At 71.6% G+C, this 12,982-nt stretch carries 14 protein-coding genes; 9 read left to right on the plus strand and 5 right to left on the minus strand.

The features are described 5' to 3' along the window. Positions 1 to 45 precede the first annotated feature (45 nt). From ACGFW5_RS30255 to ACGFW5_RS30295, 9 genes are all read left to right on the plus strand, one after another. The gene (locus tag ACGFW5_RS30255) at positions 46 to 987 is read left to right on the plus strand and encodes an NADP-dependent oxidoreductase (protein ID WP_393837501.1); all 942 of its coding nucleotides are present in this window, start codon (positions 46 to 48) and stop codon (positions 985 to 987) included. Positions 988 to 1,075: 88 nt separating this feature from the next. Continuing rightward, positions 1,076 to 1,846, plus strand: a complete 771-nt coding sequence (locus ACGFW5_RS30260) for a DUF1838 family protein (RefSeq protein ID WP_393837502.1) — start codon at positions 1,076 to 1,078, stop codon at positions 1,844 to 1,846. Between the two features lie 239 nt (positions 1,847 to 2,085). Continuing rightward, entirely contained in the window at positions 2,086 to 2,520 is a 435-nt protein-coding gene (locus tag ACGFW5_RS30265) for an ester cyclase (protein ID WP_393837503.1), read from the plus strand. 274 nt (positions 2,521 to 2,794) lie between these two features. Next, positions 2,795 to 3,910 carry an MFS transporter gene (locus ACGFW5_RS30270; RefSeq protein WP_393837504.1) on the plus strand — a complete coding sequence of 372 codons (1,116 nt, stop codon included), beginning with the start codon at positions 2,795 to 2,797 and terminating at the stop codon, positions 3,908 to 3,910. After that, the gene (locus ACGFW5_RS30275) at positions 3,907 to 6,207 is read left to right on the plus strand and encodes a molybdopterin oxidoreductase family protein (protein WP_393837505.1); all 2,301 of its coding nucleotides are present in this window, start codon (positions 3,907 to 3,909) and stop codon (positions 6,205 to 6,207) included. Before ACGFW5_RS30270 ends, ACGFW5_RS30275 begins: the two co-directional genes overlap by 4 nt. Positions 6,208 to 6,215: 8 nt before the next feature. Further along, positions 6,216 to 6,869: a 4Fe-4S dicluster domain-containing protein gene (locus tag ACGFW5_RS30280; protein WP_393837506.1), complete on the plus strand. Its 654-nt coding sequence runs from the start codon at positions 6,216 to 6,218 to the stop codon at positions 6,867 to 6,869. After that, a complete protein-coding gene (locus ACGFW5_RS30285; protein WP_393837507.1) occupies positions 6,866 to 7,516 on the plus strand; it encodes a ubiquinol-cytochrome c reductase iron-sulfur subunit in 651 nt (216 codons plus the stop codon). Before ACGFW5_RS30280 ends, ACGFW5_RS30285 begins: the two co-directional genes overlap by 4 nt. A gap of 333 nt (positions 7,517 to 7,849) precedes the next feature. Beyond that, the gene (locus ACGFW5_RS30290) at positions 7,850 to 8,245 is read left to right on the plus strand and encodes a hypothetical protein (RefSeq protein ID WP_393837554.1); all 396 of its coding nucleotides are present in this window, start codon (positions 7,850 to 7,852) and stop codon (positions 8,243 to 8,245) included. A 126-nt stretch (positions 8,246 to 8,371) separates the two neighbouring features. Beyond that, positions 8,372 to 8,584 carry a hypothetical protein gene (locus ACGFW5_RS30295; protein ID WP_393837508.1) on the plus strand — a complete coding sequence of 71 codons (213 nt, stop codon included), beginning with the start codon at positions 8,372 to 8,374 and terminating at the stop codon, positions 8,582 to 8,584. A gap of 88 nt (positions 8,585 to 8,672) precedes the next feature. Here the strand turns inward: ACGFW5_RS30295 and mscL are convergent, their stop codons facing one another. The 5 genes from mscL to ACGFW5_RS30320 all read right to left on the minus strand — a co-directional run bounded on the left by mscL (position 8,673) and on the right by ACGFW5_RS30320 (position 12,978). Further along, on the minus strand, positions 8,673 to 9,212 hold the full coding sequence (mscL, locus tag ACGFW5_RS30300; protein WP_393837509.1) for a large conductance mechanosensitive channel protein MscL: 540 nt from the start codon (positions 9,210 to 9,212) through the stop codon (positions 8,673 to 8,675). 123 nt (positions 9,213 to 9,335) lie between these two features. Continuing rightward, positions 9,336 to 9,836, minus strand: a complete 501-nt coding sequence (locus ACGFW5_RS30305) for an RcpC/CpaB family pilus assembly protein (RefSeq protein WP_393837510.1) — start codon at positions 9,834 to 9,836, stop codon at positions 9,336 to 9,338. Between the two features lie 526 nt (positions 9,837 to 10,362). Then, a complete protein-coding gene (locus ACGFW5_RS30310) occupies positions 10,363 to 11,196 on the minus strand; it encodes an S-methyl-5'-thioadenosine phosphorylase (protein ID WP_393837511.1) in 834 nt (277 codons plus the stop codon). A gap of 133 nt (positions 11,197 to 11,329) precedes the next feature. After that, the gene (locus ACGFW5_RS30315) at positions 11,330 to 11,638 is read right to left on the minus strand and encodes an FmdB family zinc ribbon protein (protein ID WP_393837512.1); all 309 of its coding nucleotides are present in this window, start codon (positions 11,636 to 11,638) and stop codon (positions 11,330 to 11,332) included. Between the two features lie 68 nt (positions 11,639 to 11,706). Continuing rightward, positions 11,707 to 12,978, minus strand: coding sequence for an MFS transporter (locus tag ACGFW5_RS30320; RefSeq protein WP_393837513.1), 1,272 nt, complete (start codon positions 12,976 to 12,978; stop codon positions 11,707 to 11,709). Positions 12,979 to 12,982: the final 4 nt, after the last annotated feature.

Raw genomic sequence — 12,982 nt, forward strand, 5'->3', positions numbered from 1 at the left:
CCCCCCACGTCCACCCGCTCACATCCGACCTCCAGGAGTACCGACATGCACGCGATCACCCAGCACACTTTCGGTGGCCCCGAAGTCCTCGAACTCACCGACGTGGACCGGCCGCAGCCGTTGCCCTCCGAAGTGCTGGTGCGGGTCCACGCGGCCGCCGTCAACCCGGTCGACGCGATGGTCCGTTCCGGGGCCTTCCCTCTGCTGGGCGAGCCGCCGTTCGTCCTCGGCTGGGACATCTCCGGCGTCGTCGAAGAGGTCGTGCCCGGTGTCACGCGCTTCCAGGTGGGGGACGAGGTCTACGGCATGCCCTTCTTCCCCCGGGCCGGCAACGCCTACGCCGAGTACGTCGCCGTGCCGTCGCGCCAACTGGCCCGCAAACCCAAGGCGCTTGACCACGCCCACGCGGCAGCCCTGCCCCTCGCCGGACTCACCGCCTGGCAGAGCATCGTCGACGCCGGACAGGTCGAGGCCGGGCAGCGCGTCCTGATCCACGGCGGCGGCGGTGGCGTCGGCCACCTGGCCGTCCAGATCGCCAAGGCCCGCGGTGCCCATGTCATCGCCACCGCCGGCGCGGCCAAGCACGACTTCGTCCGCGGACTCGGCGCGGACGACGTCATCGACTACCGCACCGTCGACTTCACCGACGTCGTCACCGACGCCGACCTCGTCCTTGACACCGTGGGCGGCACCTACGGCAGGCGATCGCTCCAAGCCCTGCGCCCCGGGGGCCTCCTGGTCACCGTGGTGGACCGGGCGGACACCGCCCTGCGGCAGGCTGCCGCCGCGGCCGGGCGACGATTCGCGGGCGTCACCGTGGAGCCGGACCACGTAGGACTCCAGGAAATCGCCGAGCTGGTCGACACCGGCCGGCTGCGCCCGCACGTCGAGCACACCCTGCCGCTCGCCGACGCCGCCAAGGCCCACCACCTCATCGAATCCGGCCGCACCCAGGGAAAGATCGTGCTGACCCTCCCTCCCAACTGAACGCTCGCTCGTTCGGTGCGGAGGCAGGCGGCCGAGGCGCGCGGCCGCGGGGTATCCGCCGCGCAGGGGCGGCGCGCAGAGTGGGGGGATGACCGCACCCGCGTACTCGCTCCGCGACCTCGCCCGCACCCGCGCCTCCCTCGACGGCGACGAAGTGACCTACTGGTGGTCCGGCGACGTCTACTCCTGGGCCCCCGACGAGCCCTATCAGCGGCTCTTCGGCTTCGAGGGCGTCAACGTCGCCCGCCTCGTCCACGACGAGGACGCCGGCCTCGTCCACGACGAGGACGCCGGACCGGACGCGTACCAACTGCTCACCCGCGAAGCCGCCTTCTACCTCGACCCCGTCACCCGCCACATCCTCGACACCTGGCACGACCTGCCCGTCGTGCACATCTGGAACGACCCGGCCAACCAGCGCTGGCGCCCCTTCCCCGTGCCCGCCACCGAGCTCGGCGGGCAGGTCTGCTTCAGCCTGGAGATCCCGCTCTCCTACCCCTCGCCCCTGCCGGTCGCCCAGTACCCGCTCCACTCCGCCGGCGACACGTACAAGGCGCTCGAACTGTTCCAGTTCTTCGCGGACCGCATCGACCTCGCGGGCCCCGCGCCCAGCGTGCCGGCCACCATGTCGTGGACCCGGATGTCGCCGTGGCTGCCCTGGATGGCGCGCGGGCAGCGCCCCGGCGGGCTCACCTACCACTGCCGTGGCCGCAAGCTCGGCACATACGCCGAGGTCCCCGAACGCACCCGCGCCCACATCGCCGACCACCACCCCGAGTTCGCGCACGCCCCCGAGAAGTGGAGCGAGCCCAACGAGACCAGCTGGACCTACTTCCGCAAACTCAACCCGCCGACGTAGCTGTTCGGCGCCCCGTCGCCGGCCGCCGATGACGTGGCGGCGGACCGTGAGGCCTTCGCCGCGCGCGGCCTTTGCGCGGTCCGAAGCGGTCGCGGCGTCGCGTAGCTGCTTCCGGGTGAACCTCCGGGGCCGCCCGCCACGTCGCCCGGCGGGGCGGGAAACCCCAGTGGTGACGCGGCGACGCGTCGGGCCATGTGCGCCGTTCCGGCGTCACCACGCGAGTGCGAAGAAGGGTTCCCGTGTCGACCGAAGAGAACAAGCAGTTGGTACGCCGCTTCTACCAGGAGATCGACGCGGGCAACATCGACGCCCTGGACGAGTTCGTCGCCGAGGACTACCTGGACCACTCGCCGCCCCCCTTTCCCGGGTTCGCCCCGGGGCGTGAGGGGCTCAAGGAGGCGTTCCGTCTGTTCTGGGAGGCCACTCCGGGCACCCACACGATCGAGGACCAGATCGCCGAGGGCGACAAGGTCGTGTCCCGCCTGACGGCTCGCGGGGTGCACGAGGGAGACCTCCCCGGGATCCCCCGTACCGGCAAGGCGGTGGAGACGACCGCTGTGGTGATCCATCGCATCGAGAACGGCCGGCTCGTCGAGAAGTGGTCGGAAAGGGACCTCCTTCGCATGCTTCAGCAACTGGGTGTCGTGCCGACGCCCGGCGGGGCGGCGGGTTAGGCCTTTGGAGTGCGGTGCGGCGGGCCGCCGAGCGTGGTGGGCCCGCGAGTGCGGCGGACGGCGAGTGCGGCAGGCGGCGAGTGCGGCAGGCCGCCGAGTGTCGCGCGGGTGGCGAGTGCGGCAGGCCGCCGAGTGTCGCGTGGGTGGCGGTGGCGTCCTGCCCGCACCGGGCTGCCGACGGCTCGGTCCTGGGGGCGGGGAAGCGTCCGAACGGACTCACCCCGTTGATGGCTAAAACAGGTATCTGGTCCGGGATTGTTCCTATCGTGAGGAGGTGACCGAGCCACCCGCACCCCCCGCAGCCGCGCCGGACGCCTCCTCGCCTGGTCTGCTGCCCCCACCGGTGCAGGCGCCCGCGGCCGCCCCGCGTTCCGTGGTGCCGCGCGCGACCCTGGCCGGCACGGTCGTGTCCGTTCTGCTCATCCTTGCCATCGTGTTCGGCAGCCGGCTGCTCAAGGACTTCGACTCCGCGCTCCTTCCGTACGCGGTCGCCACCGTGTTCCTGGCCTTCGGTGTCGCCTACCGCTACACCGTGTGGATCTCCTCTCCCGGCGCGCGCCGCCTCTTCAAGCAGGGCTGGCGCAGCCTGTTCTCGGTGGCCAACTTCCGCAAGGCGCCCACCGCCCTGCCGAAAATGATCGCCACCTATCTCGGCTTCCAGAAGTTCCTCGGCGCCCGCTCGCACGCCCGCTGGGCCGCGCATCAGTTGATCTTCTGGGGCTGCATCCTGGCCGCCGCGATCACGTTCCCGCTGACCTGGGGCTGGTTCACCTTCACCGGGGACTCGGGTGCGGGGCCCGGATACGAGATGCGGATCTGGGGGTTCAAGATCCTCGGGTTCGACTCGCTGAGCGTCGCGGGCCGGCTGATGTTCCACGGCCTGGACATCGCCGCCGTGCTGGTGATCCCGGGCGCCTCGTACTTCCTGTGGCGGCGGATGAAGGACCGCGGTGCCATGACCGGCCAGCGCTTCGCCTACGACCTCGTCCCGCTGATCGCACTGATCGTCATCTCCGTGACGGGCCTCCTCCTCACCTTCTCGTCGATCTTCCTGCACGGCGGCGGCTACCAGTTCCTGGCCGTCCTGCACATGGTGTCGGTGGTGTTCACGCTCATCTACATCCCGTTCGGGAAGTTCTTCCACATCGTGCAGCGGCCGGCCGCGGTCGGCATGCAGCTCTTCAAGTACACCTCCCGCCAGGACGAGCAGCTCTTTCCGTGCAAGCGGTGCGGTGAGCCCATCGACACCGCCCCGTACGTCGAGAACCTGCGGGGCACCATGCGCGACCTGAAGCTCGACTTCGACGCCTGGGCCGCGTACTGCCCGCGCTGCAAGCGGGTGCTGCGCGGCTCCGCCTACCTCAGCCATGTCAAGAAGGGCTTCAAGTGAGCAGCCGGCCCATTCCGCTGGATCCCTCGATCGCACCGCCCGGCACCCGCAACTTCCGGGACGCGGGCGGCATCCCCGCCGACCAGTGGCACGCGGACCAGAACGGCGAGACCCTGGTGCCCACCCACTGCTGCTTCTGCGGGGTGCAGTGCGGCATGTATCTGCGGGTGGACCGGGCGGGCAAGGTGTTCGGCGTCGAACCCCGCAACCACGACATCAACCGGATGCGCCTGTGCCCCAAGGGCATCAACGCCTACCAGCAGGTCAACCACCCCGACCGGCTGACCGCGCCGCTGCTGCGCCGCTCCCGCGACGAGCCGTTCAGCGAGGTCTCCTGGGACGAAGCACTCGACTTCACGGCCGCCGAGGTCCGCCGCATCCAGGCCGCCCACGGCAACGACGCGTTCGGACTGCTCGGCGGGGCAAGCCTGTTCTCCGAGAAGACATACCTGGTCGGCAAGTTCGGCCGGGTCGCCCTCAAGACGCGGCACGTCGACTACAACGGCCGGCTGTGCATGGTCTCCGCGGCCGGTGCCAACAAACTCGCCTTCGGCATCGACCGGGCCGGCAACCCGTTCTCCGACATCCTGCTCACCGACTGCCTGCTGATCGCCGGGTCGAACGTCGGCGAGTGCTTCCCCGTCATGACGCAGTACGTGTGGGGCGCCCGGGACCGCGGTGCCACCCTGATCGTGATCGACCCGCGCGAGACGGCCATCGCGCGCACCGCCGACATCCACGTCGCCCTCAAGCCCGGCACCGACGCCGCCTTCTTCAACGCCGTACTGAACGTCGTCATCGAGGAGAACCTTGTCGACGAGCGGTTCGTCGCCGAACGCACCACCGGCTGGGACGAGGTGCGTGCCGCCGTCGCCGACTGCACGCCCGAGGTGGCCGCCGACATCTGCGGGATCCCCGCGTCCCAGGTCGTCCAGGTCGCCCGGGCCTTCGCGGGCGCCGACCGCGCGATGGCCTGGCACGCCCGGGGCATCGAGCACCATTCGCAGGGCGTCGAGAACTGCCTGACCGTCATCAACCTGTGCACGGCGACCGGCAACCTCGGTAAGCCGGGCGCCGGTTACGGCACCATCACCGGCCAGGGCAACGGCCAGGGCGGACGCGAGCACGGCCAGAAGTCCGACCTGCTGCCTGGCGGGCGCTCCATCTCGAATCCGGAGCACCGGCGGCAGATCTGCGAGATCTGGGGGATCGAGGAGACCGAGCTCCCGCCGGCCGGCACCTCGATGATGGAAATGGTCTGGCAGATGCAACGCAGCGAGATCCGCGGCCTGATCGGCATCTGCAACAACCCGTTCGTCTCCCTCCCCAACTACGCGACGGTGAAGTCCGGTTACGACGCTTTGGAGTTCCACGCTCAATTCGACTTCTTCCTTTCCGAGACCGCGGCCAACGCACATGTCGTCTTTCCCGTCACCACCTGGGCCGAGGACGAGGGTGTAATGGCCAACGCGGAGGCGCGGGTGGTCAAGCACAACAAGGCGCAGGAACCGCCCGCCGGGGTACGCACCGACACGTGGGTGATGTGCCGGCTGGCCCAACGCCTGGGCGCGGGCGACAAGTTCAGCTATCAGGGTTCGCGCGACGTGTTCGACGAGCTGCGCCTCGCATCGTCCGGAACGGTCAACGACTACTACGGCATCACGTACGAACGACTGGAGGAGACCGGCGGTATCGCCTGGCCCTGCCCCTCCACCGACCACCCGGGCACACCGCGCCTGTTCGAGGACGGCAGGACCGCACACCCCGACGGCAAGATCCACATGCAGGTCGTCGCGTGGCATCCGCCGATGGATCCGTACGACGAGGACCATCCGATGTCGCTGACGACGGGCCGTACGGTGGCGCACTTCCTGTCCGGCAACCAGACCCGTCGGCTCGGCGCGCTGGTCGAGCAGACGCCGCGGCCCTGGGTGGAGGTCCACCCCTCGCACGGTTTCCGCAACGGTGATCCGGTGCGCGTGGTGACCCGGCGCGGCAGCGAGGTGTTTCCGGCGCTGGTCACCGAGGCGATCCGGCCCGACACCGTGTTCATCCCGTACCACTGGCCCGTCCCCACGGCCGCCAACGCGCTCACCATCGACGCCCTCGACCCCCGCTCGAAGATCCCCGAGTACAAGGTGTGCGCCTGTCGTATCGAGGCCGCCGAGCGGATCGACGAGGTGCCGGCGCCGCCGACCGCCCCGGGACACGTGGCGTACCCGGCGACCCAGGTCTCGCGCACCGACCCCCTGCCCCCCACGTCCCCGCAGGGCCGTGGCACCGCGGAGAGGAGCTGACGTCCGCCATGATGGGCAGAACGATCTTCATCGACCCGGGGCGCTGCATCGGCTGCCAGGCCTGTGTGTCCGCCTGCCGCGAGTGCGACTCGCACCGCGGCAAGTCCATGATCCATCTCGACTATCCCGACGAGGGTCATTCCGTCGCCTCCCTTCCCACTGTCTGCATGCACTGTGAGGACCCGGTCGCGCCGTGCGCCGAGGTCTGTCCCGCCGACGCGATCCTGGTGACCGCGGACGGTGTGGTGCAGCAGGCCGACACCACCCGCTGCATCGGCTGCGCCAACTGCGTCAACGCCTGCCCCTTCGGCGTACCGAAGATCGACCTCCAGGCGAAGCTCCAGATGAAGTGCAACCTCTGCTACGACCGCACCGCCTACGGTCTGGCCCCCATGTGCGCCACGGTCTGTCCGACCGGTGCGCTGTTCTACGGGACCGTCGAGGAGCTGCGCGCCGAGCGCCCCGGGGTCCAGGTCGCCGACTCCTTCACGTTCGGCGATGTCGTCGTCTCCACCGGCGTGGCCATGGTCGTGCCCGCCGACAAGGTCCAGTGGCCGGTGCCCGGCGGCCTGCCGATCGTCGAGGTGAATGGAAAAGCCGTGAACGAAGTGACCTCCGACGGCGGCGGGCGACGGGTGAGCGGGATGGACGTCACCCGATGAGCGTCACCGACCAGTCGCCGGCCGCCCCCGACCCGGGCGCGGATCCCGCGCAGACCGCCCTGCACGACCGCATCGCCGCCGACTCCCTCTCCACCCGCCGTGACTACCTGCGCATCGTCGCCACCGTCTCGGGCGGCCTCGCCGTCGGTGGGCTCGCCGTCGCCGGGGGAGTGCTGCACCGGCACGGCGACAGCGACGGCCCGCCCGAGGCCAAGCGCGTCGCGCCCGTGCTCGCCCGTGGCGAGTCCATGGCCTTCCGCTTTCCCGGCGAGGACGACCGGGCGGTCGCCGTCCGCCTCAAGGACGGCACCCTCGTCGGGTACTCCGCCGTCTGTACGCACCTGGCCTGCGGGGTGCTGTGGCGCGAGGACCGCGGCACCGAGGGCGAGCTGTACTGCCCCTGCCACGAAGGCGTCTTCGACGCCCGCACCGGTGAGGTCACCGCCGGACCGCCGCCACGGCCGCTGCCCAAGGTGCTGCTCGTCGAAAGGGCCGACGGCAGTGTCTGGGCGGTGGCCACGGCGCGCTCAGGGGAGAGCGCCAAGGACGCCGTGTGCCGGCAGTTCGCCGACAAGCGACCCGACATGGCGGCCCGCATGGGCTGCCCCGCCGCGAACGCCAAGTCGGCCCAGAGGGAGCGGACATGAGCCCCCGGAGGAGCGAGCGGACATGAGCACCCAGTGGAGTGACCGGACATGAGCACCGAAGGGAACGCGCACCCCGGCGGCGGCGAAGGCGGCCCCCACCCACACGCCCACGCCGACGACGGCCTGAGCGGTGGCCCCGGCAACCCCTTGAGCGGCGGCCCGAGGGGCGGTAGCAGCGGCGGCCCGAGGGGCGGGCCGAGCGGCCTTAAGAAGGGGCTCGCGGACAGCGGCCAGGGCGGAGGTCCGGCCGGAGGTCCGCCCGGTGGTGCGGCCCGAGGACCGTCCGGTGGTGCGGCCGGAGGTCCGTCCGGTGGTGCGGCCGGTGGTGCGGCCATCGGTCGCCGCGTCGGGGCCGGCGCGGAGGAGGGCTTCGCGGTCCCCTCGCGACCCTCGTACACCCCGGGCTCCGCACAGCCCCGGCTCAACCGGCCGGTCCACGAGCGGTATCCGCAGATCCGGCCGACCAGCGGGTACGGCGACCCCCGCGTCCGGCACACCGGGCCGGGGCCGGGCGCCGGGAGCGAGCAGGAGCCGGAACGCTCGTCGAAGCTGACCGCTCGCCTCACCCTCGCCATCAGCGTGGTCATCGGCCAGCTGTGGGGCCTGACCGTGGTGGTCAACGAGTGGATGCGAGGCAACACCGGCACCGCGTGGTGGGGCGCGGGATTCCTGTGCCTGTCGTTCCTCGTCGTACTGGGCCTGTGGGCACTCGACCCGAAGGACCGTTGACCGGGGGGACGCCGATCCGCGCGGAGCCGACCTTCGCAGCGTTGGTCTTCGCAGCGCCGATCTTCGCAGCGTCGATCGAGGCGGCGCCGAACCGGGCGGCGCCGCCACCAGCCGTACCCTGGAGGCATGAGCACCGCCCCCGCCCCCGGACCGCGCGACCGGGAATCAGCGCCCAAGAAGCCGAAGGAGCAGCCCAAGCCGAGGCTGGACTTCGACGATCCGCTCGACCAGCAGTCCGCCGACGACACGGACCGTGGCTGGGGCGAGCGGCCGGCGTCCGCGGGCAGCGCCGCCGACCTGGCCCGCTTCCTCGACGAGAAGCCGCCCCACCACATCTGAGCCGTACGCACCGTGCGGGCCGTGCGCGCCGTGCGGGCCGTGCGCGCCGTGCGCGCCTTACGCGCCGTACGCGCCGTACGCGCGGGATCTAGGACCCCGCGGGCCCGGCAGTCGGGCCGGAACCGGTCCCGAAACCTGGGCCGGAACCGGGGCCCGTGCCCGGTCCGGTGTCCGGGTGGGAGCCGGAGCTCGGGCCGCGCTGGGCGATCAGGGTGTCGCGGATCTCCTTCAGCACCTCCAGCTCGCTGACCTCCATCGTCTCGCGCACCCCTTCCTTGGCCTTGTCGTGCGCCGCCCGCCTGGCCAGGATCTTGGCCATCGGCAGCACCATCAGGAAGTACACGACCGCAGCGGTGATGAGGAAGCTCAGCACGGCGCTGAGCACCCCGCCCCAGAGGATCTGGATGCCCGAGTCGCCGGTGCAGGGGCCCTTCAGGCAGGAGCTGTAGCTCTCCAGGTTCTTCGTGCCGAACGCGCCGACCAGCGGGTTGATCACGCCCTTCACGACCGAGTTCACGATGTTGGTGAACGCGGCGCCGATCACCACGGCGACAGCCAGGTCGATCACGTTCCCGCGCATCAAAAAGGCCTTGAAGCCGGCCATCACGCTTGTCTTGTCCTCGCTCACCAATGAGCCCTTCTTCGCATGTGCAGGGGGCGGAGCAAACTCCTGCGCCACCTTGGACAGGGCGGACCTGTGCTGTCCAATCCATGCATGCGAACTGGTGACTTGACCGTTCGGCCGTGCGAATCAGCACAGGGTCACCGCCAGCCGGGACGTGGTGCCCGCGCCCGCCAGCACCCGGGCGGTCTCGCGCGGCACGGCGAGGACGACCAGCGCGCCCGCGTCGGGAGCGCCGCCGCGCACGGCCGGAACTCCCGTGACCCTGGCGTTCATTGCCACCACGCGAGCCGTGTCGGAGCCCGCCGATGGCGAGTTGGCGGATGCGATCACGTCGACCCGGTCGCCGGGCCTCAGCAGCCGTACGGTCTCCGCGTCCGCGATCCGTACCGGCGCCGACACGACCGCGGCCTCTCGCGCGGGCCCTCGCTCACGTGGGGCGGGCGTCGCGACCGACTGCGTACGCTCGGCGGCCTGCGGGCTGGAGACCGCCAGTGCCGCGGCCGTGACGGCGAGCCCCGCGGCCACCGCCCGTCGCCGCCTGCGCATCGCGCGCCGCAGCGACTGCCTCCCGCCGCGCACCCGCAAGGGCGGGAACAGGGGCACCCCGCCGGGCTCAGGCGCAGGCACGGGAGGCAGGAAGGGAAGGGGGCGATGAGTGCGTGAGGCGGTGCAGGAAGCGGGGGAAGAGGGGAGAGCCGGGGAAGCGGGGGAAGCGGGGGAGGGGGTGCGGGAGGTGGACGGGGCGGGCCCCGGTGCGGAGGTGGGGCCGGGCGCCGGTGCGGACGTGGTGTCGGGCGCCGATGCTGTGGGCTTCGCGGACATGGTGACCACTGCCGATCGTGGAGTGCCTGTGCTGCTCGGACGCCCCTCACGATCCTCCGCTCCGCGAGATTCCGCCGTGGCCTGTGGACCACTGCCCACATGTGGACAACTCGCTCACCCGTAAGGGGAGTTCGCGCCCCAACCGCAGCGAGCGCACCGGACCCACTGCGGCGAGCCACCGGCCCTCTCTGCGGTGAGCCACGGCCCCGCGACCAGGCCACCGGCCCGCCCCGAAGCCGCCGGGGCACCCGAAGCAGCCAGGGCACCCCGAGGCCCCCGAAGCAGCCAGGCAGCCCCGCCCCCCCAGGCAGAGCAGCGTCGCCAAAGGCAGTCAGGGCAGTTCGATGCCCAGGTCCCATCCGTCGTGCACGTGGGTGCACAGGCAGGCGCGGTCCTCGGTGGCGGGGAGGGCGGCGACCGCGTCGAAGAGCACGTCGCGCAGCCGCGCCACGTTCTCGCCGAACACCCGCAGGACCTCGGTGTGCGAGACGCCCTCGCCGGTCTCGGCGCCCGCGTCCAGGTCGGTCACCAGGGACATCGAGGTGTAGCAGAGCCCCAGTTCGCGGGCGAGGACGGCCTCGGGGTGCCCGGTCATGCCGACCACGGACCAGCCCATCGCCGCGTGCCACCGTGATTCGGCGCGGGTGGAGAAGCGGGGGCCCTCGATGACGACCATGGTGCCGCCGTCCACGGCCTGCCAGCCGCGCCCGTCGGCCGCGGCCAGGGCGGCCTTGCGGCCGTCGGGGCAGTACGGGTCGGCGAACGTGGTGTGGACGACGTTGGGGACGGTGCCGTCCGACAGGGGCAGCCCGTCGAAGAAGGTCTGGGCGCGCCCCTTCGTACGGTCCACCAGTTGGTCCGGCACGAGCAGCGTGCCCGGCCCGTACTCCTGGCGCAGGCCCCCGACCGCGCACGGGCCGAGGACCTGGCGCACGCCGACCGAGCGCAACGCCCACAGGTTGGCGCGGTAGTTGATGCGGTGCGGCGGCAGATGGTGGCCGCGGCCGTGGCGGGGCAGGAACGCCACCTTCCGGCCGGCGATCTCGCCGAGGAAGAGGGAGTCGCTGGGGGCGCCGTAGGGAGTGTCCACCTGGACCTCGGTGACGTCGTCCAGGAACGAGTAGAAGCCCGAGCCGCCGATGACGCCGATCTCTGCGTTGGTCATGCCGGTCACACTAACGGGGGGCCCGAACGCCGAAACCCCCGCCGTCACACGGCGGGGGTGGTGCGGCCCCGGCCGCGCGAGCGCGTTCCGGGGCATGGGTCGTACGGGGGTGGTGCGGGTGCGCGGCGGTGGGTCAGGCGGCCGGGCTCGCGCTCGACGAGGACGAGCCGGAGCTCGACGTCGACGCGGCGGGCTTGGACTCCGAGCCCGACGACGTCGAGGTCTTCGACGCCGCGCCGGACGCGGGCGAACTGCTCGACGACGCGCCGCGGCTGTCGTTGCGGTAGAAGCCGGAGCCCTTGAAGACGATGCCGACCGCCGAGAACACCTTCTTCAGGCGTCCGTCGCAGTTCGGGCATACGGTCAGGGCGTCATCGGTGAACTTCTGCACCGCCTCGAGGCCCTCGCCGCACTCGGTGCACTGGTACTGGTAGGTCGGCACTTGTCTTCCTCCTGGCACTCTCACTCGATGAGTGCTAACGACGGTCCATAGTGACGTATTCCCCGGAATCAGTCCACCGTGACGGGAACACGGTGACCGACGCCACGCGCCACGGTACGTGCCGCAGCGGGCGGAGCGAGCCGCGAGCGCAGGGCGAGCAGCGTGACCAGGGCCAGCGCGGTGCCTCCCATCGGCACCAGGAACCCGGCGGACGAGCCATGCGCGTCGGTCAGGCGTCCCGCCACGGTGACGGCGGCGGCCTGGCCCAGGGCGACCGCGCCGGTCAGCCAGGTGAACGCCTCGGTGCGCGAGGTGGCCGGGACCAGGGTCTCGACCAGGGTGTAGCCGGTGATCAGGGCCGGGGCGATGCACAGGCCGACGATCAGGCCGAGGCCGCCGAGCAGCAGTGCGGAGTGCGCGGCCCACAGGCCGGAGGCCGCCAGGGTCAGCGCCGCGTAGCCGGCGATCAGCCGGACGCGGGGCGCGGACTTCCAGGCGATGGCGCCACAGGCGATGCCCGCCAGCATGTTTCCGGCGGCGAAGATGCCATAGAGGATGCCGTTGATGCCGGGGTTGCCGATCTCTTCGGCGAACGCGGTCAGCGAAACCTGCATGCCGCCGAAGACCGCGCCGATGCCGAGGAAGGCCATCGCCAGGACGCGTACGCCCGGGATGGACAGCGCGGAGGTGTGCTCGGCCTGCTCGTGCTCGGCGGCGCTGCGTACCGGCGGCTGGGTGGCGCGCCGGGCCGCGAACAGGAGGCCGCCGACGAGGGTCAGCGTCGCCTCGGCGATCAGACCGGCCGCCGGGTGCACGCTGGTGCACAGGGCGGTCGCGAGGACCGGGCCGATGACGAAGGTGAACTCGTCCGTGACGGACTCGAAGGCGGCGGCGGTCGCCATCAGGGGCGAGCCGTCGAGCTTGGCGGCCCAGCGGGCCCGCACCATGGGGCCGACCTGCGGCACCGATGCGCCGGTGGGCACGGCCGCGACGAACAGCACCCACAGGGGCGCGCCGGCCAGGGCCAGCGCGGTCAGCGCGGACACCGAGGCCGCGTGGACCAGGACGCCGGGCACAAGCACCGCGCGCTGACCGAAGCGGTCGGCGAGCTTGCCGCTCTGCGGGGCGAACAGGGCCATGGAGACGCCCGTGAAGGCGGCCACGGCTCCGGCGCCGCCGTAGGAGCCGGTGGTGTGCTGGACGAGCAGCAGGATGCCGATGGTGAGCATCGCGAAGGGCTGCCGGGCCGCGAAGCCGGGCAGGAGGAAGGACAGTGCGCCAGGTGTGCGCAGAAGCTGCCCGTAACCGGGCCGCTTGTCAGAAGTGACCGTGGATGCCACGGCC

The sequence above is a fragment of the Streptomyces sp. NPDC048416 genome (assembly GCF_043200435.1).
In the GTDB taxonomy this organism is placed as follows: domain Bacteria; phylum Actinomycetota; class Actinomycetes; order Streptomycetales; family Streptomycetaceae; genus Streptomyces.